The sequence below is a fragment of the Pseudomonas sp. R25(2017) genome, from assembly GCF_002112565.1.
Taxonomy (GTDB): Bacteria; Pseudomonadota; Gammaproteobacteria; order Pseudomonadales; family Pseudomonadaceae; genus Aquipseudomonas; species Aquipseudomonas ekonensis.
This window is the reverse complement of the sequence record NZ_NEHZ01000012.1, coordinates 1-17,699: the sequence shown is the minus strand read 5'-3', so window position 1 is coordinate 17,699 and position 17,699 is coordinate 1. Positions and strand designations below refer to the sequence as shown.

Sequence of the window (17,699 nt, the reverse complement as noted above, 5' to 3'; positions counted from 1 at the left end):
CGACCGTTACGCGCAAGGCCTCACATGCCGTTGGCGAATTCCGGATCGTCCGGGTGCAGGCGGGCGCCGAGGCCGGCCAGCGCCTTGGCGTATGCGCCGAGCACGTGAAGTGCCCAGTCGGCGCGGCGGCGGATACGCTGGTCGTCTGGGCCGGCGCTCTCCGGGCCGTTCATCACGGTTTCCACCTGACGCACGATCAACTGTTCGGGCAGGTAGCAGATGCGACAGTTCTTGTAGCTTGAGGCACGCAGTTCGCAGAGCGGGTAGGCACCGCCCTGGCCGGACGAGACGCCCACCAGCAGCGCAGGCTTGTGGCCCAGTTCGCGGTAGCCGGCGTGGACGAACAGGTTCTTCAGCGCCGGGCAGGCCATGCCGTGCCATTCCGGGGTGAGGACAACCAATGCGTCTGCCTCGCGCAGCAACGCGGCGTGATCTGCCCAGATCCCTTGGGTGTCTTCGGCGGGCCATAAGGGCAGCGGCGTGCGGCCCAGGTCGATGACGCTGGGGCGGCTGCAAAGTTGCAAGTCTTGCAAGCGCCCCGCGAGGTACCTGGCGACTTTCGCCGATTGGCTGTCGGGCTGGCTGGAGCCGGCGACGAGGACGATGTTCAGGCTCATTGGGCCAGCTCCTGGTTGGCGGTTTTCCGGGGTTGCGGGCGTTTGTCGCGCACCAGCGGCCAGAACAGTTCGTGCTGCCAACTGACCGGGCGCATGTCCTCGATGCCGTAATGCTCAGGCCGGCGCCGGGTGATCCTGGCCGAACCGAACAGCACGTCCCAGAAGAACAGCAGGTTGCCGAAGTTGCCCTTGTAGTGGGTCACGCCGTCGTCGGCATTCAGCCCGTGGTGCGCCGAGTGGGTGGCGGGGGTCGAGATGGTGCGTTCCAGCAACCACATCAACGGGCGCAGCGCCGCAATGCGGTACAGCCGGTCATCCCACGGCACGCTGCTGTGGGCCCCGAAAATCACCAGCATCTTGACGATCAGGTAGCCGAAATACACCGGGGCCAGGCCCATGTAGAGCAAGGCGCCGGAGAACCACAGCCCAGGCATCAGCAAGTAATAGAAGCTGTTGTTGCGGTAGACGATGCGGATGCTCATGTACGGCGCCGAATGATGGGCGCGGTGCAGCGAGTACAGGAACGGCACCTTGTGGCTGAGGCGGTGCCACCAGTATTGGGTCATGTCGTCCAGCACCAGGAACAGGCCCAGCCCGAGCAGCCAATGCAGGCCGGCGAGGCTGTCTTTGGTCTGCGGCGCGAAACGGTCGAGCAGCCAGGCGCTGAGGAATGTCACCAGCGGCAGCGTGACGCCCATCAGCAGGCCTGAGCCGATGATTTCGATGACCGCGTCACGGCGTTGGGCACGGGGCTGCCGGAAACAGGCGCAGGCGATTTCGAGGACGATGAAGCCGATCAGGATGGCGCTGATGATCGGGATCGGACTGTTGGTTATTGTTGTTGTATTCATGGCACTCTCTGGTTGGGGCCGACAAGGCCGGTGCCAGACAATAAAAAACCAAGGGCCCGCCGCACGATATGCGCAAAACGGACAGAATCACCCGAGAAGCGGCCAACCCGATGCCGGAGCGGTTTCACCGCGGGCCATTGGGGCGGGTGCTGGAGCGTTATCTCCACAGCCGTTCCTCACAGCCGCGAACCCACTACAGCATGGTCGCCCTGGAACAGCTTTGGGCCAAGGCCGCCGTCCATGATCCGGCCATCGGCCTGCATCTTTTCTCCCATTTCCGCCGCCAGGACTGGCACGTGCTGGCCCATGCCTGCCTGTTCAGCGCCGATCTCGAAGAGGCGATCCGCTTCTGGGCGCGCTACGCGTCGCTGGCGTCGGACATGGACCACGTGGAACTGGTCGAGGAGGGTGATTGGCTCGGCGTGGAGCTGCGCATCGATGCGCCGGCGAGCCTGGTGCGTTACGTGGTTGAGCACTACTGCGTGATGTCAGTCAGCGTGCTGCGGGCCGGAATGGACAGCGCGATCCTGCCGCAGCGAGCCTGCTTCGCGCATGAGAAGCCTGACTATCACGCCGAATACACTCAGTGGTTCGGCGAGGACGTACGGTTCGGCTGCGGCCACAATCGTGTGTATTACGATCGCGCCAGTCTGCAGCGGCCGCTGCTTACCGCACATGTCGGGATGATGGAGGTGCTGTGCCAGGAACTGGACCGACGCCTGGCCCGTCAGCATCAACTGAGCGGTTGGGCGGGAAGGGTGGCGCAGGGGATCCGCCAGGACCTGCTCGCGAGCCAGAAGCCCAGCCTGGAAACCCAGGCGCAAGCGTTGCACCAAAGCGCCCGGACGTTGCGCCGGCGACTGGAAGAGGAAGGCCTGACCTTCCGCCAGCTGTTTGACCGGGTGCGCGCGGAGACGGAACAGTATCTGGAGTTGCAGGGGCTCAGCCGGGCGGAAATCGCGGCTCAATTGGGCTACAACGATCTGGCGGCTTACGTGCATGCGCGCAAGCGGTGGCGGGCAGATAGGGATGACGAATATGCAAATAAATTATAACTACGCTAAATGACTGTTTAGTGTAGTTATATTAATCGTGACACCAAGCGCAGCGAGGACTGGACGATTGAACCGATATGACGCACGGGAACTGGCCGTCGCACTCAACCTGGAACCCCACACCGAAGGCGGTTTCTACCGGCGCACGTATCAAAACGATCTCGAACCCATGATCGACACGCCCGGTGGCAAGCGTCCTCTGATGTCGTCGATCTACTACTTGCTGACCGAGAATGCGCCCATCGGGCATTTGCATCTGAACCGATCCGACATCGTTCATTACTACCATGTGGGCGACGCGATCGAGTACAGCCTGATCCTGCCTGACGGCACCTTGAAAACCGTCGTGATGGGCACCGATGTCTTGGCCGGCCAGCACTTGCAGCTCTACGTGCCTGGCGGTGTCTGGAAGGCCTCGCGGTTACTGGATGGGGCGAACGGATTCGGCTTGATCAGCGAGGCTGTATCGCCGGGCTTCGACTATGCGGACATGAGGCTGGGCGAACGAGATGAGCTCTGTGAGCGGTTTCCGCAACATCGGGATCTGATCGACAGACTGGCGTTGTGATGCCTAGTTGGGACGGGACAGGGCGCAATTGACAGGCCCGGTGCGCGCTCACGCACCAGGGCCGCCTTAACAGTTACCACTGGCCGCTAACGAGACAGCCAACGATTTCCCAGCCGCTGTACTCCCACCAGGAATAGCGTTCATCGGAGCAACTTCTAGCCAGACTCGCCAACTTGATCTCGCCGGCTTTTGCCTGCGTTCCGAAAGGCGTATCCAGTGAGGCTGTCACCGGATTGACGGTTTGCGGAGCCTTGATGGCGGTCGGATGCACGGAAGCGTTCGCGACCGTTGCGGTGAGTACGAGCGTCGCGGATACGGCCAGAGCCGCTATGGACTTTTTCATGTTCGAATCCCTTCAGTTATCTGACATGCAGCGTATGCATTGGCCAGACCTGCATGAACCAACAATCTGAACAGATCGGCCATTCGCGTGAGGTGACGCGATTGAAGCCTAACACCAGGCTGGATCCGGAACAGTCGCTCAAGTGTGCTATTGACAAGCCGGTGGTTGAGGGAATGGAAAGAGGCTCTAGTAGCCCAGGTAGTGGCTTTCAATCTGGGCAGGACGGCTCGGTACGCCTCATATAAAAGTACGCATAATGTATATTATGTTAAACCAGATGCCATGTCAGATGTGTTCATGAGCTGTCCATTTCCACCAATCCCCGGTCGGAATTCCAAGAAACCCCGTTTGACGTAAAATCAGTCGTTTGCGATGGCATCTGAGGCAATCGCGATATAAATAGACGTTGCTTCGAAAAGCGCTTAACAGATTGATTTTACTGGGCATAACGAAAAATGTAGTGCAGGCCTCACCAACTGTTGCAACGTAATTATGAGACTACCGTGTAGCCGGCAGTTGGCCTGTAAGCCTTTATTTGCGAGGGTTTCAGCCTATTCCTTCATTTTGTTACTAGCTCAGAGTCTATCAATCAATCGTGAGACAACGTCGCGTATCCACGTTTGCGAAATTAAGATAAATTCCAATAAAAACAATAAGTTATCTATATTTCGAAGAAGTCGCGAGACATAACCCGCAGCGCTTTTGGTGAAGATTTGACGAGACACTTCTGGGCCCGAACGCTCTGGCGGCATAGGCAGAATTCCGCGCCAATCCACCGCTCGGATTGCTGAAGATCAAGCCTGACGCGAGTTTTCCTAAAATATTTGTTGGAATAACTGGGCTGAGAACTGCTCTGCACTAGACCCATCCTAGAGCTATGGTTTTGGCTTCCCGGCACGAAATCGTGAGATATCACCAGTGGACAGCGCTACGCCGCTACTGCGACCAATATCGAATGCAACCCGTCATCCCGCTGCGTTCGATGAAGCGCAAACCCAAGCCTGGCCTAGCCAGACTGTTTGATCGACCCAAGTACCGGCAGCGCAACATCATCGAACGGATGTTTGGCTGGCTGAAAGAGAACCGCCGGATCGTAACGCGCTTCGACAAACTCGCGAAAAGCTACGCCGCCATGGTCTCACTGGCTTGTTCTATGCGGTGTTTGCGACATCTCTTTTCGTACAGAGCCTAGTGACCTTTGAGGTGAGGAGGGTTTTGAATCGTATTTAAAGCTTGCTGCCATAGTGTTGCTCCCTTCCCTGAGGGATGAACTGTGCATCGGACTTGTAGCGTCCGTAGCCGGACAGACACCGGCACCCTCCTCCGTTACCGTCTAGCTTTCGTCCCGGCAAGTATGACCGTGTGGCACGTGCGACTCCGATGCCAAGGCTTTACACCCAGAGAATCAACCAGACGAGAAGCCGAAAAATCCAATTTAAAACTCGACCCTTCGCGCTGATTAAACCCGTGGCATGAGCCCAGACACACTGCTGACGCTAGATTAGACATCAGCAGAGAGCCGTAAGGGCGACGAGTGAAAACGGTGGATACCTAGCCGCGCTAGGCACCCATATGACTTCTACCAGTCCATCCCACTACGAAAACTCATATTGAGAGTATTTTCAGCTTATTGACTAGACGACCGTATGCGCTCGTCTTTTTTTCAGGATTATCAAGTATCGACTGTTGACTAATGTGATCGAACATACTCATCACTGCCTGCGTTGCCATTGAACCAAATTCTTCCTTGCCAAAATCACATTCTAGCGTCGAAATTACATATGCATTACGCTTCCCCCATTGTTCGAAGCGTACAACCATTCGTTTGTTGATAATCACAGCGCCGGCGTGGAAGTCATCAGAAAAATAAAAGTCCATTTGAGGAGTAATCTCGAGTTTCTTATCCGAGGAAGTTATCAATCTCTTCAGAAATGAAGTTAACCGCACCCCTCCTGTCACGGATAGTCCCACCCCCAAGCGTTCATCACCGTTAAAATAATACTTTAAAAGTATTATTGCCTTTCGATTGAAATACGGTACGTCGTGGGCTTTTTCAAAAAAGTGAAAATCCGACGACTCCCCTATTAGCTCATAATTATTCTCAAAAAACTCTGATTCGGAGAAGCTATTCAATCCAACATCTTTTGGTTGAAGCTCAATTTCTCCGCCCATGAAAAAATCAATAAATCCGTAAAAATTCGTTGAAAGCATAACCACCCTACGTTAGCGCGCTATGGGATTTGTTCCAGCGGCATGATGCCTACCTAGAATAGAACCTACCTGTTTTAACTCCGGTACTCGACCGGAGTTAGGATTTGCATCAACCCCCGCCTGAGCGGCTTTAGCCAATCGGTCTACGTTACTTTGTTTATCAAGGTACTTTATTACGCATTCGCAAGCTTTTCCCCACTGAGACTTGCTCATATCACGCGTGGCCTTGTCAGCAGGTTCGAGCACGACATGAGTTCCCTCGCTTCTACCGACCGGGTCATAACGATAAGAGGACTGACCACGTCGGCTGTCATTGATGTCAGTCAGTTGGCCTGCGGTATCGTAGGTGTACTCACGCTTAAGCAGGACGGATTTGTCATCACTTCTGCCGAGCAATTGCTCCTGCAATCTTCCCGCTGGGTCCCACTTCTGAGTCTGCATCAACCGGTTGCCTTGATGACGCGCAACTTCACGATGCATGTCGTCACGCTCGTAGCCCAGCAGTTCATGCTCGTTCAAGCGCAATGCCAACAGATGGCCGCTACCATAGGTCAACCAACTGATCCTATGACCATCTGGGCGCTTCGTTGCGATACGCTGGTTGAGTACGTCGTACTCGTGCTGCCAGACCGCCACCAACGGTTTTTCCAATCCTAGGTAATGCTGATGTTCACGCACCAGATTGCCTGCCGGGTCGTGGAACCATTGCACGCGGCTGTCGGCATTACTGGCGAGGATCAGATTTCCGTTGGCATCGTAGGCAAACGACTCGCTCTGAGATGCGTCACCCAGACTCGCACGACGCTCGGTGACACGCCCCATTTCGTCGAGTCTGATGCTGACAACCCGCTTACCATTAATGATCGAAGCCAGGCGCCCGGTTTCAGGTTCGTACTGATAGCGGGTGACGCGAGCATCAAAGCCGATTTCGGCTAACAAGCGCCCCATGGAGTCGTACTGGAACTGCGCCGAACGCTCGTTCTCGTTTTCCAATGCCTGCAACCGCCCCAGACGATCCCAGCGATAACGTAGTGTCTGCTCGGCGGCATCCACCCGTTCAGCGATAAAGCCAGCAGCAGAATAGGTCCAGGTGGTGCAGCGATCCATACCATCTACATAAGCCAGCAACCGGCCTTCGGCATCGCGCTCGAAACGTTCTTCGGTCTTGTCCGGGTGCCTGGTCAGCACCAACTGCCCGGCCTTGTATTCGTATGCGGTGGCGTTGCCGGCGGCATCGGTGAAACAGGTCATCTGTCCGAGTTCGTCGTACTCCCAGGCGCTGGTCTTGCCTGAGCAATCGACATACTCCACCAGTTGTCCGGCGTCGTTGTAGTCCAGGGCTTTTTCGTTGCCGTTGGCGTCCTTGATCATGGTGGGTTGACCCACCTTGTTGTAGGCGTATTCGGTTTTGTTGCCTAGCGGATCGACGGCTTCGACCAGATTGCCGGCTTCGTCATAAGCGCTTAACCAGAGACCGCCCTCCGCATCCATGACTTTGATCACTTGATCCTGATCGTCATAGGCGAAATGCACGACGGTATTGTCCGCCCGAATGTGCTCAAGCCGATTGCCGCGCTCATCGTAGCTGTAACGATCCGTCGTGCCGTCGGCATGCACGTGGCGCACAACGTTTTTGGCTTCGTCGCGGAACAACCATTCTGAAAGCCCATCGGCATGCTGAATCCGATAGGTGTATCCAAGAATGTCGTAGTAATGCCAAGTCTCGTTGCCATGTGCATCGGTCACGTAGGTCAGGCGAATGTATTCGTCCCATTCCAGGCGTGTGTCAAAACTGCCGTCATCGGCCCATTCGCGCACGGCTTTGGCATCGGCATTAACGCCCTGCCACTCCAAGTTCATACCGCGGCCTGTGCGGTCGGTGTAACGGGTGATCAAGTGATGCTGGTACTGGTACGACCAGACTGCACCGTTCTCGTCCTGTGCCTGGATCAAATCGCCATGGGTGTCGTACTGATAGGCACAGAGCTGCCGTAGTGGTTCACCGTCGCGGATTTCCCAGAGTCCTGTGAAACGGCCCTGCTCATCAATCATGGTTCCTAGATGGCGACGAACCTTGGTGACATCATTTTCCACGTACGTGATCAAATCGGACAGGACTGGCAACGACTCATGATGGTGCTCGTGATGCAGCATCACCCCTGCACCGTTGCGCAGCGTAATGTTGGTCAGAACAAAACGCTGGCCACGGCGCACGTAGGTTTCCTTGCGTTCGAAACCACGGCACAACATCAAGTGATCTTCACTGCTACGAACCAGCGTGATGTTCTCGATGGCGTCGTAATGGAACAGCCCGACTTTGGGCAGTGGATAGCTGTGGTTGCGACCATCGGCGCCGTAGAACGTCAGGCCATCATCCACGCAGTCAAAACGTGTGGTGAATTCGGTGATCCAGCGGGCGCCAAGTTCGCTGTTGTCATACGCGCTCAGATTCGAGTTGTAGGTACGTGTCCACTCGACCGGAAACGGTCCCGGCATTTTGAAATCGCGATGACTGAGGCTTTCCGTACCCATTGCGAAATTGATGCTGTGGCAGGTGCTGGTACAGGTGCCGTTCTTCTGTGGATCGGCCGCATGCGTCGCCGGAGCCTGCTGCCCTGTAGCACCCAGTCCGCCATTAGAAGCGGTGCGCTTGGCCTGACTGGTTTGATCTGGTTTAACGCCCGCACCCTGACCATGAACATTACGTTTGCGCCAAAGAGTAACGGCGCTGGACAGAATCAGCAGTAACCAGCCAATCGAGTTCTGAACGGATTCATCGTCCAGCTTGCTCAGTTGAGTGCGTAACTCCGGGCCCATCGCCCGTAGCTTCGCAGTCTCGTTGGCAACCTTTTTCTTCACCTCATCAGGCAGCAGATTTTCCGCCGCGCTGTTGGCCAAGCCTTTACCTGCTGCCTTGTAAGCGCTGAATGCGGCACCGAAAATGATTGTCAATCGCCGCCAGTGGATCGTTGAGCAGTTGATCGCCAGCGGCGCTGATCTGCTGACTGGCCGACTGCGCATCGCCCTTGGCATCGAGCTTGCCATTGGCCACCGTATCGAGACCTTTGGCGATCTCGTTGATGACGTCCTCACCCAGCTTGCCCGCGTCCGCCAGAATCCCCGGCAGCTTACCTTTGGCCTGCTCAACAAAATCGTCGAGCGTGCCGATGATGGATTCGTTCAAGTGCCCGATCAGGATTTCAATGACCGACGAGCTGAGCAGTACCTTGCTGGTGGCCTTCATCTCCTGACGCACCAGAAACAGCGTTGGACGCAGGGTCATACGCGCAGCCGCCATCGCCGGCGGCAATGGCAAAACACCGATCAGATTGATACCGAGACTGGCCCACGCCAGCAGGTCGCGCTTTTGCGCATTCGATAACGTGACGATGTCACCCAGCGCATCGACCAGCGCCATGATGTTCCCCACTACGGGCAACGCGCCTGCAACGTTCTTGATCCGGTCAAGAGTGACCACCCCGCCACTGGCCGATTGCAGCCAGGCGTCGAAAGTCGCGGCGCTACTGGCAACGTCCTGGATGTCGATGGCATTCAACGGAACGATGGCAACCTGGGGTTCACGTTTTACAACAGCAGCGGTGTCAGTCATGGAAGTGTCTTACCAGCCAGCAGGCCTGGGGGGAGCGGAAATGGTGTATCAGGCGCATTGCCCCCAGTAAGCGCGACAACAAGCCGCGCCCGGGAACATGGGCTCAGACGAAATTCAAATTTTTATTTAGCTGATCACGGCGCCTTTCGGGCCACTGGCAATCAGTGCAGCCCCGCAGGCGGTTTTCATGCCGTCCAGTGCGATGGGCGTGCCGTCGACGGTGTAGGTGCTGCTGCCCTCTGCGATCGGGAAAACTCCTTTGCACAATGGGCAACTGACTTTGTGACCGACCCCGGCAATCGGCTTGCCGTTGAGGTCGGTCTGGGAGAACGCTTCGAGCACCTTGCCACCGTGTGTGGTGGAGTCACCCAAGCGGATTGCGTCTTTCATGTTGTCATTCCTTTGACCAGACTTCTGGCTGTCCAAATTGGTCTACTGGATACATCAGGTATGAAACCGGAGGTGATCCGATCTCACCCTTTCCTACGTCTCCATCCAGACATCTTCATAACCGGCTGTGTCGATAATGAATTTTGCTCCAGTGGGCAGGCAGAGATAATTCACAACCTCTGGCAGCATCTCACTGAGGTGGTGAACATGAACCGGCTTGTAGAAGTCATCTGCTGCCGAGTACTCACCACAATGAATGAACCAGCTGATATTTCCGCCTTCCGGCAATTGAACTCTCGTACCGTAAATCGGTGACTGGCCAAGCGAGTCAATGGCAACGGCGACCATTTCTTCAGGCACTTGCACAGGCATTCCATACTTGTCACAAATTTCCTTTTGCGACTCGTCAGGATAAACAGCTTCAGCCTTTTGCATTAATCAGATCCTCAACTTCGTTTTCATACATTTTGACCTACGAATTGAACCTGGGCTTTACTGAGTTAGGCCCACCAATCATGGAGCTTCACCGATCTGAAGCCATAGAAGGAACGTTGCTCCCCGTAAACAACAGTGGCGGATGTGCTCATGCGGGTTACCGCCGAGGCGCCGTTGACCAACGGATTGAGCCTTTGCACTTCATGGCGGGCCCAACAAACCCAGAGTGCAAGTTGTTGTTGGGATTGCTCATCCTGTGGCGTCGCGTCGATGGTGGCTTGGATGAACGCTTCAATGCGCATGGCCCGCTCCCACGACTCGGTATTGCACACCAGAGAAGTCTGCAGCCTCACGCGGTGCTCCTCTGCGTCGTGAGCCTCTCGCTTGAGTTGCTGATCACGATCCCATCTGCGTTGCCAATCTTCATCAGCCGCCCGCTTTACTTTTACTGATTGGGCCAACCTTGGGAGAGCAATAAGCACCTGCCCGAGTCTTTTTTCGATCTGCTCTTTGTCTCTGTCTGTCCAGTTTTTTCTCTCCTGAGTCAGTGTCCTGACATCTACTGACAAGGTGAGAATACCTGTCGATTCCCATCCAAATCTGGATCTGGACAAACCGGCAAAATCTGGTCTCCAGGCTTGGCCTGGCCTTAACGGTTTGGGTGGAGGCCGTGGTATTTCGAACCGTTTCAGCTTTTCACTGATCGAGATTTTTAGCTGCTCATGATCCACTATTACGTGGGTCGCACTCGCAGTGATGGAGAAAAGATAACCACGCTTTTCGCTCTCTTTGATCAGCGTGTCGAAAATCAGCGCACAGCGGGCTATCGAATCACTGGAGACTCGGGCTGACAGAACGCATGAACCTGAGAGATCCAGCGCTCCCTCCACCATTTTGGCCTTGCGAGCTGCAGAGAGCCATTTCTTCACATGGGGATGAGGCTCAACCAACTCTGTGGGTACCGCAACCAGCAACGGCTCAGGTTTTACCCTCATCTCGACGCCCAATTGGGCCTTCTGGATGTCCAAGACAGAGAACTCAATCAGGTCGGTTTGCGCTGGCGGCTTAGGGCGCTGTGGCCTTTTTGCCTCAGGCTTTGCCCAGTGCCCTCGCGCCGGCAGGATAATGCCGGCCTTCCTGCAGGCCTTTGACAGACCAACATCAGATACCCCAATTTCCCGAGCAAGCCTCAGTACAGGAGTAGTCCACACCTTCTCGAACAGCTCTTGGGGGGTGAAGCTTTTTGTGATGTACATGTCGATCCACGCCTACTTTGCCATTGCACAGTTAGGTTATAGATCGGCAGCAAAGGGTCTGCGCAAGATTCAGGTATTGGCGGGGCAAGACCCAGATAGACATATTCGAAGCACCAACTACTCGAATAGCCAACTGCCGCCCCCACTCAGCGAGGCGGAGAGCACTTAGCCTAACGTTGGCTTCGACAATGAACAGACATCAAGGTCTACCGTTGAGTCAGGCGTAAGTGAGTTTGCCCATACAGTCAGGTGGCGCAATGCTTCCAAGGCATCCCCGCTGGGCCTCCACCCGGGCTGAAATCGGTTTGGCCTCGGATTAAGCCTGGGCAAAAAAATCCCGATCGACGATTCCGGCTGTTCCTGCGTTGTTCGTAGGATCGAACCTGTTCCTGTCTCTGATGCCAGGCAGGGCAGTTAAGAAGGCGTCAAGCCTAGGCTGACGCCTCCTTCGAATGCCTCAGCACTCAACGATTGGCAAAGTACATCGTCACTTCAAAGCCAATGCGCAAGTCGGTATAGCTGGGTTTGGTCCACATAGTGCGTGCTCTCTCGGTTGGTGAATTGATAAAAGGCAGCGTCCGTCCTTGTCCGCCGCGTAAACCTTGTGTTCGTTCAGGGATTGCCGGCCACCGGCGCCTTACCCTCATGAGCGTCCCAAGCCTGGTTGATCAGGTAGGCAAAAACGGCCTTGAGCTGATCATCGGTAAAATCCGCAAACGCCGGCATGCCGCCGCCAGCCTTGGACAGTACGCCTTGGCGCACGACGGCTTCGAAGAAGTCGTAGCTCGGTGGTGGCGCGTAGATGAGATTGGGCACACGGCCGCCGGCAGCGTTGCCGCGAAAACCATGGCACTCGATGCAGCCGCTGCCCTCGAACAGCTTGCGGCCAAGGGCTGTCAGTGCTTCTGGCTGCCGGGGCGTGAGCGGCGCCGGCACCTTTTGCACTTGTGCGAACGGTGGGTATTCCTTGACGCCGCCCAACTTGAACGCCAGTAACCGTGGCGTGGTCCTGGCCTTCGGCGCGGAAGCCGCGTCTGCGTTCAGCGACCCGGTTGCTGCCGCAGTGCCGGTACCGGTCGCCAGCAGAACGTATTGCTCGCCGTCAACCATGACGGTCGACGGTGCGGCCCTTACCGCGCCACCGATCTCGTGGCTCCACAGTGTCTTGCCCGTCGCTGCGTCCAGCACCTGCATGCGCCCGTCACCGGTGCCTTGGAACACCAGGCCACCGGCCGTATGCAGCAGGCCGCCGTTGGTAGGCATCGGCAAGCGCGACCGCCACTTCACGCTGTTGTGGCGTACATCCCAGGCAACGGTTTCGCCGTAGGTTTCGTACTGGCCATCGGCAGAGCGCTGAATGGGCTCGAACGACTGGCCGCCGAGCGCGGAGTCGGGATCATCCTTGACCATCGTCGGCTGAGACATGGCAGGAATGAACACCGTCTCGTCGTCCGGATTGAAGGCCAGCGCTTCCCAACCATGGGCACCCAGGCCATTGGGCAACTGCATGTACTGCTTGGCGTCATTGAGCCAATACTGCCCTTCCCGCTTCATGATCGGACGACCATTGGCGTCCAATCCTGAAGCCCATTCCATCGGCATGTAGGCACCGCCGGAAATGAACTTGCCGGTCTGAGCATCCAGGGCGTAGGCGAAGCCACTCTTCGGCACGCTCAGCACCGCCCGTTTCGACTGCCCGTTCACGGTGATGTCGGCAATCATGATGCCGACGCTGGAGTCATAGTTCCAAGCATCCTGGGGCGTTTGCTTGAAATGCCATTTGTACTCGCCCGTGCTGGCGTCCAGGGCCACGATGGAGTTGGTGAACAGCTCATCGCCCGCCTGCTCGCCACGCTTGGACGGATCGAACGGTGCCGGCCCCCCTACCCCTATGTAGAGCAGGTTCAACTTCGGGTCATAGGTCATCGCATCCCAGGCACTGCCACACCCGTGGGTCTTCGAGTACCAGTCTTTGCCCCAGGTCTTGGCCGCATTCTCATACAGCGCCGATTGCGGCTTCGAGGGATCGTCAGGCACCGTGTAGAAACGCCAACGATGAGCACCGCTCTTGGCGTCGAAGGCATCGACATAGCCGCGGGTCGTTCCGGTGTCGAGGCAGGCATTGCCGGTGAACACCAAGCCATTGCCCACCCGTGGCGCCGCGGTAATCGCGTACATGTCGGCAGAGTCGCACGATGTCGCTTCCCACACCTTCTTGCCCGTGCGCTGGTCGACCGCGATCAGGCGGCAGTCACCCGAGGCGATGACGACATTGCTGCCACTCAGTGCTACACCGCGATTGAATCGACGCCCCCAATAGCCTGCAAACGATGAGCCCTGCTGCGCATTCTCATCTTTGAAATTCCAGATCAGCCGGCCGGTCTTTACATCGTTGGCAATGACCTGGCCGTTGGGCGCTCCTTGAAAAACAATGCCGTCCTTGACCAGGGGGTTGCCTACCAGACCGTCACTGACTGGGAGATCCACCCACCAGGCCAAGCCCAGTGAACCAACGGTTTCCTTGTTGATGGCCTTCAGCGACGAGGAATGCTGCATCTCGCTGGAGTTTCCAAGAAACTCCCAGTCTGTATTGGGTTTCTCAGCCGGCTGTTCGTTCAGCCCGCATCCCGCAAGCGATACCACCAGTGATGCGACGATTATTGTTCTCATACCAACCCTCTAACCATATAGGCACCCAGGCCAAGGAGATGGTTTGGTCATCAACTATCCCATCGGTCTGGTAGCCATCAGTATTATGATCATTCGACCTGATCAATTGACCAACTCCTGGCAGCGCATTTGACCAGCAATGCCGCGAGCACGCTACAAGAATTTTTTATGGCTTATGAATCAATTGGATATGACGGACTCGGAGGATTGCGCTAGGCGGTAGCCGTTGGGGCCGCTGGCGCCGTCGCAGCTCTGACAATGGCAGGTCGAGGTTGCCGGCATTGGTCAGCTCGATGCTACTTGGCACCGTAGACGTCAAAATCAAAGTACTTGTTGTTGATCCGCGCATAAGTGCCGTTGGCGAGTATGGCGGCCAAAGCCTTGTTCAAGTCCTCACGCAACGCGACATCAGCCTTGCGCAGTCCAAGGCCATCGCCCACGCCAAAGTAAGTCGGATCATCCAGCGTGGCACCCGTAAGCTCAAAGTCCTGACCCAGCGTTGTTTTCAGGAAGCCATAACTGGCTTGAATGGCGCCTTGCAACGAAGCATCCAGGCGCCCCACCACAAGATCGGCGTAGACCTGATCCTGATTTTGATAGGAAAGAACCTCTACCCCGTTCCGCCCCCAAACCGCTTTGGCATAGCTTTCCTGGGTCGATCCCTGCTCCACACCGATCCGCTTGCCCTTGAGCGAGTCGACCGTGGGCTCAAGTCCTGAGCCACGCTTGGCCACCAGTCGCGATGGCGCGTTGGACACTTTGTCGGTGAAGGCGATCTGCTCAAGGCGTTTGGGGGTGATGGTCATCGAGGACGCAACAGCATCAAACTTGCGCGCCAGAAGCCCCGGTATCATTCCGTCCCAGCTGCTTTCCACCCAGACACATCGGGCCTTCAGTTCGGCGCACAGCGCCTCGGCGATGTCGACGCCGAAGCCAGTCAGAGTGCCGTCCTGGTTCTTGTACTCCAGCGGCGGATACGTTGGATCCACCCCCAGCCTCAAGACTTTACCGGACCAATCCGCCGCACTCGCCAAGCCAGAGGCACTCAAGATCACCAGGGAAACGGCCGCAATCACTTTTTTCATTTTTAGTTCTCTTCAGGTCGCAGTTTTTATAGGCACAACTGGAGATCAACTCAGGAAACGTTCGACCAACTTGACCCAGTAGCTCGCACCGATCGGCAGACATTCATCATTGAAGTCATAGCCAGGGTTGTGCAGCGGGCACTCCCCCTCTCCTTCACCGTTACCGATCACCAGATAGCTGCCGGGGCACTTTTCCAGGACAAAAGCAAAGTCCTCGCTGGCCGTGAAAGGCCGCAAACCATTGATCAGGCATTGCGCTCCAAGCCAGTCGCGGGCGACCTCGCGGGCAAATGCCGTCTGCTGAGGATCGTTGATCAGCACTGGGTGGCAGCGCTGGTAATCGATGCGGGCCTGGGCGCCGTAACTCATGGCTTGCCCCTTGACCAACTCAGTGATTCGGGACTCCAGCAAGTCGCGCACCTCTGGAGTCAGCGCACGTACGCTCAAGCTCAAGTCCGCATGGGGCGGGATGACATTCGAGGCGCTCCCGGCGAGCAACGAACCTACCGTGATGACGGCCGTTTCCTGCGGATTCACGTTGCGCGAAACAATGCTTTGCAGCGCCATGACGATTGAGGCACCGACCACCACGGGGTCGATGGCCTTGTGCGGCGCCGCACCATGGCCACCGTTGCCGATGATTCTGATGTTCACCGTGTCGGCGGACGCCATGAAGGGGCCGCTGTAAAAGCCCAAATGGCCGACGGGGTAGCCTGGCACGTTATGCATGGCGAAAATCGCGTCACACGGAAACCGCTCCAGCAGGCCGTCCTCCAGCATTTCTCTGGCGCCGCCCAGCCCTTCTTCCGCCGGTTGGAAAATCAGGTGCACGGTGCCTTTGAACGGCCGAGTCCGGGCCAAGTAGTGCGCAGCCGCCAACAAGACGGCTGTATGGCCATCATGGCCGCAGGCGTGCATCACACCGCTGATTTGGCTGGTATAGGGCACGCCCGAGTTTTCCTGTATCGGCAACGCATCCATATCGGCGCGCAAACCGATGGATCGGCCCTCGCCGTTCTTCAGGGTGCCGACCAACCCCGTCCTGCCCACCCCAGGCGTGACCTCGTAACCCCACTGAGTCAAATACGCTGCCACCAACTCGCCAGTGGCGAACTCTTCAAACCCCAGTTCAGGGTGCGCATGAATGCGGTGACGTATTGCGACCATTTTATCTTGCATCTCGGCAATACCAGGTATGACCGGGCTGGCATTCATCGCTGTTCTCCTTGGACGGAAGCTGTGCAGCAGCAAACGCTGCTGGGCCCGATCTTAGGGAACGGCTGCAGGGCTGGGGAGGCGCAATTTGGTTATGATGACAACCATCAGTTGTCATTGGGGTGGGCGGATGAAACTACATCAATTGCAGGCGCTGATTGCCAGCGCCGAGACCGGCAGTATCCGTGCGGCCGCGCGCGCCTTGAACGTTTCCCAAGCAGCCGTCACCAAAGCGCTGCGCGAGCTGGAAACCCACCAGCAGCTTCCGCTCTTCAATCGAACCGTCAGCGGCCTGAGCTTCACGGAATACGGCAAAGTGCTGCTGACTCACGCCAGGCTGGTGCTCAAGCAACTGGAGCTCGCACAGGCCGAGCTCGATCATATGCGTGGCAATGCCCAAGGCCGGCTTTGCGTGGGGATCACGCCCTGGGTGGCCCTGACATTCCTGCCCGAGGTGGTGGTGGCTTTCCGCACTCGCATGCCGCATATCAGACTGGAGCTGTTTGAAGGCCTGATGGCTGTCGCGCAACCGTTGTTGCGCGATGGCAGCATGGATTTCGCGGTTGGCCAGCTCCACCCTGCTCTGTCGAGCCAGGAGTTCGCCAGCGAAACGTTGCTCGACTACGAGACCTCCGTGATGGTTCGCGAGGGGCATCCCCTGCGGCACGCGCGATCCATACACGAGCTGTTGGGTGAACCCTGGGTTCTGAACTACGCACCGGACGGGCACGATGGGCTAATGCAGGAGCTGTTCTGGAATCACGGCGCACAGATCGAAGAAAGCCGTATCGTGCGTGCTCACTCGCTCGCGCTTTTGCAGGTGCTGGTCGAACGGGCCGACATGTGCGCCTGGGGACCGTCCATCGTCAGCACAGCACCGCCATTTCTGGGGCGCTTGGTGTCCTTGAGGCTGGAGGAACAGTTCGACACCCGGCAACTGAGTGTCGTGACGCGGCGCGACAGCGCGCTAAGCAACCCGGCCACGTGTTTCATCGAGTGTCTGTTGCTCGTCATACGAAGCCATGCCCGTTCGGCCAAAAAGGAAGATCGTGCGCTGTTTGAAACTTTGCGGCTGCGGCTTTGAGGTCAGCCCAAACGGTGTTGCGCAAGAAGTTGCGCACTTATTCCGTGAAATGCCTGACACAGCACGCTGGAGGCCTTGAACGACGTGGCTTCCAGCCAAGTGCGCAAGAAGTTGCGCAGTACTGCGCAACTTCTTGCGCACTTTTCATGGGTTTCCACCGACATGATCGGCCTCCATCAAAACAGAACCCTATAAATCACGGATTTATAGGGGTTTTTCATTTCTGGCACGCTCCTTGATAACAGTCAGGCACCCACCGGGCGATTCCGCCTCCCGGGCACCCTAACTCAATCCGCAAGGAGCACCTCC

Annotated in this window: 17 protein-coding genes; 4 read left to right on the top strand and 13 right to left on the bottom strand. The window is 57.0% G+C overall.

Going from position 1 to position 17,699, the window contains the following annotated elements; genetic code table 11:
• Positions 1 to 20: 20 nt before the first annotated feature.
• Together CAG31_RS16545 and CAG31_RS16540 are read right to left on the bottom strand one after the other, a co-directional pair.
• Positions 21 to 617 (bottom strand): NADPH-dependent FMN reductase, encoded by a 597-nt coding sequence (locus tag CAG31_RS16545; RefSeq protein WP_085582997.1) that lies wholly within the window; start codon positions 615 to 617, stop codon positions 21 to 23.
• A complete protein-coding gene (locus CAG31_RS16540) occupies positions 614 to 1,468 on the bottom strand; it encodes a sterol desaturase family protein (RefSeq protein WP_085582995.1) in 855 nt (284 codons plus the stop codon). The genes CAG31_RS16545 and CAG31_RS16540 overlap by 4 nt, the downstream gene beginning before the upstream one ends.
• Before the next feature lie 68 nt (positions 1,469 to 1,536).
• Between CAG31_RS16540 and CAG31_RS16535 the strand changes: the two genes are divergently transcribed.
• On the top strand, positions 1,537 to 2,523 hold the full coding sequence (locus CAG31_RS16535) for an AraC family transcriptional regulator ligand-binding domain-containing protein (protein ID WP_085582993.1): 987 nt from the start codon (positions 1,537 to 1,539) through the stop codon (positions 2,521 to 2,523).
• Between the two features lie 67 nt (positions 2,524 to 2,590).
• The gene (locus tag CAG31_RS16530) at positions 2,591 to 3,091 is read left to right on the top strand and encodes a cupin domain-containing protein (RefSeq protein ID WP_085582991.1); all 501 of its coding nucleotides are present in this window, start codon (positions 2,591 to 2,593) and stop codon (positions 3,089 to 3,091) included.
• A 73-nt stretch (positions 3,092 to 3,164) separates the two neighbouring features.
• Here CAG31_RS16530 and CAG31_RS16525 read toward each other — a convergent pair whose 3' ends face one another.
• On the bottom strand, positions 3,165 to 3,434 hold the full coding sequence (locus tag CAG31_RS16525) for a hypothetical protein (RefSeq protein ID WP_085582989.1): 270 nt from the start codon (positions 3,432 to 3,434) through the stop codon (positions 3,165 to 3,167).
• 877 nt (positions 3,435 to 4,311) lie between these two features.
• Here CAG31_RS16525 and CAG31_RS16520 point away from each other — a divergent pair.
• Positions 4,312 to 4,626, top strand: a complete 315-nt coding sequence (locus CAG31_RS16520; protein ID WP_368665198.1) for a transposase — start codon at positions 4,312 to 4,314, stop codon at positions 4,624 to 4,626.
• Positions 4,627 to 5,039: 413 nt separating this feature from the next.
• On the opposite strand, the gene CAG31_RS28215 is transcribed toward CAG31_RS16520, so the two are convergent.
• The 10 genes from CAG31_RS28215 to CAG31_RS16480 form a co-directional block, all read right to left on the bottom strand.
• Positions 5,040 to 5,645, bottom strand: coding sequence for a hypothetical protein (locus CAG31_RS28215; protein WP_139831419.1), 606 nt, complete (start codon positions 5,643 to 5,645; stop codon positions 5,040 to 5,042).
• Positions 5,646 to 5,657: 12 nt separating this feature from the next.
• The gene (locus tag CAG31_RS16515; RefSeq protein ID WP_371856114.1) at positions 5,658 to 8,597 is read right to left on the bottom strand and encodes a DUF6531 domain-containing protein; all 2,940 of its coding nucleotides are present in this window, start codon (positions 8,595 to 8,597) and stop codon (positions 5,658 to 5,660) included.
• On the bottom strand, positions 8,548 to 9,255 hold the full coding sequence (locus tag CAG31_RS29030; protein ID WP_371856113.1) for a hypothetical protein: 708 nt from the start codon (positions 9,253 to 9,255) through the stop codon (positions 8,548 to 8,550). The genes CAG31_RS16515 and CAG31_RS29030 overlap by 50 nt, the downstream gene beginning before the upstream one ends.
• Positions 9,256 to 9,381: 126 nt before the next feature.
• Entirely contained in the window at positions 9,382 to 9,645 is a 264-nt protein-coding gene (locus tag CAG31_RS16510) for a PAAR domain-containing protein (protein ID WP_085582987.1), read from the bottom strand.
• Positions 9,646 to 9,738: 93 nt separating this feature from the next.
• A complete protein-coding gene (locus CAG31_RS16505) occupies positions 9,739 to 10,080 on the bottom strand; it encodes a hypothetical protein (RefSeq protein WP_085582985.1) in 342 nt (113 codons plus the stop codon).
• Positions 10,081 to 10,145: 65 nt separating this feature from the next.
• Positions 10,146 to 11,336 (bottom strand): hypothetical protein, encoded by a 1,191-nt coding sequence (locus tag CAG31_RS16500; RefSeq protein ID WP_085582983.1) that lies wholly within the window; start codon positions 11,334 to 11,336, stop codon positions 10,146 to 10,148.
• Between the two features lie 464 nt (positions 11,337 to 11,800).
• Positions 11,801 to 11,872: a pyrroloquinoline quinone precursor peptide PqqA gene (gene pqqA / locus CAG31_RS16495; RefSeq protein ID WP_063607997.1), complete on the bottom strand. Its 72-nt coding sequence runs from the start codon at positions 11,870 to 11,872 to the stop codon at positions 11,801 to 11,803.
• Between the two features lie 76 nt (positions 11,873 to 11,948).
• Positions 11,949 to 14,006: a PQQ-binding-like beta-propeller repeat protein gene (locus CAG31_RS16490; RefSeq protein WP_085582981.1), complete on the bottom strand. Its 2,058-nt coding sequence runs from the start codon at positions 14,004 to 14,006 to the stop codon at positions 11,949 to 11,951.
• 296 nt (positions 14,007 to 14,302) lie between these two features.
• Positions 14,303 to 15,091: an ABC transporter substrate-binding protein gene (locus CAG31_RS16485; RefSeq protein ID WP_085582979.1), complete on the bottom strand. Its 789-nt coding sequence runs from the start codon at positions 15,089 to 15,091 to the stop codon at positions 14,303 to 14,305.
• A 45-nt stretch (positions 15,092 to 15,136) separates the two neighbouring features.
• Positions 15,137 to 16,306 (bottom strand): M20 aminoacylase family protein, encoded by a 1,170-nt coding sequence (locus tag CAG31_RS16480; protein WP_085582977.1) that lies wholly within the window; start codon positions 16,304 to 16,306, stop codon positions 15,137 to 15,139.
• A gap of 130 nt (positions 16,307 to 16,436) precedes the next feature.
• Here CAG31_RS16480 and CAG31_RS16475 point away from each other — a divergent pair, with 130 nt between their 5' ends.
• A complete protein-coding gene (locus tag CAG31_RS16475) occupies positions 16,437 to 17,390 on the top strand; it encodes a LysR substrate-binding domain-containing protein (RefSeq protein ID WP_085582975.1) in 954 nt (317 codons plus the stop codon).
• Positions 17,391 to 17,699 lie beyond the last annotated feature (309 nt).

Bases quoted from the DNA above. Each gene is read 5' to 3' on its own strand.
- CAG31_RS16510 (WP_085582987.1), bottom strand. From the start codon at position 9,645: ATGAAAGACGCAATCCGCTTGGGTGACTCCACCACACACGGTGGCAAG.
- CAG31_RS16485 (WP_085582979.1), bottom strand. From the start codon at position 15,091: ATGAAAAAAGTGATTGCGGCCGTTTCCCTGGTGATCTTGAGTGCCTCT.
- CAG31_RS16545 (WP_085582997.1), bottom strand. From the start codon at position 617: ATGAGCCTGAACATCGTCCTCGTCGCCGGCTCCAGCCAGCCCGACAGC.
- CAG31_RS16480 (WP_085582977.1), bottom strand. From the start codon at position 16,306: ATGAATGCCAGCCCGGTCATACCTGGTATTGCCGAGATGCAAGATAAA.
- CAG31_RS16475 (WP_085582975.1), top strand. From the start codon at position 16,437: ATGAAACTACATCAATTGCAGGCGCTGATTGCCAGCGCCGAGACCGGC.
- CAG31_RS16535 (WP_085582993.1), top strand. From the start codon at position 1,537: ATGCGCAAAACGGACAGAATCACCCGAGAAGCGGCCAACCCGATGCCG.
- CAG31_RS16505 (WP_085582985.1), bottom strand. From the start codon at position 10,080: ATGCAAAAGGCTGAAGCTGTTTATCCTGACGAGTCGCAAAAGGAAATT.
- CAG31_RS29030 (WP_371856113.1), bottom strand. From the start codon at position 9,255: ATGACTGACACCGCTGCTGTTGTAAAACGTGAACCCCAGGTTGCCATC.
- CAG31_RS28215 (WP_139831419.1), bottom strand. From the start codon at position 5,645: ATGCTTTCAACGAATTTTTACGGATTTATTGATTTTTTCATGGGCGGA.
- CAG31_RS16525 (WP_085582989.1), bottom strand. From the start codon at position 3,434: ATGAAAAAGTCCATAGCGGCTCTGGCCGTATCCGCGACGCTCGTACTC.
- CAG31_RS16490 (WP_085582981.1), bottom strand. From the start codon at position 14,006: ATGAGAACAATAATCGTCGCATCACTGGTGGTATCGCTTGCGGGATGC.
- CAG31_RS16520 (WP_368665198.1), top strand. From the start codon at position 4,312: ATGGTTTTGGCTTCCCGGCACGAAATCGTGAGATATCACCAGTGGACA.
- CAG31_RS16540 (WP_085582995.1), bottom strand. From the start codon at position 1,468: ATGAATACAACAACAATAACCAACAGTCCGATCCCGATCATCAGCGCC.
- CAG31_RS16500 (WP_085582983.1), bottom strand. From the start codon at position 11,336: ATGTACATCACAAAAAGCTTCACCCCCCAAGAGCTGTTCGAGAAGGTG.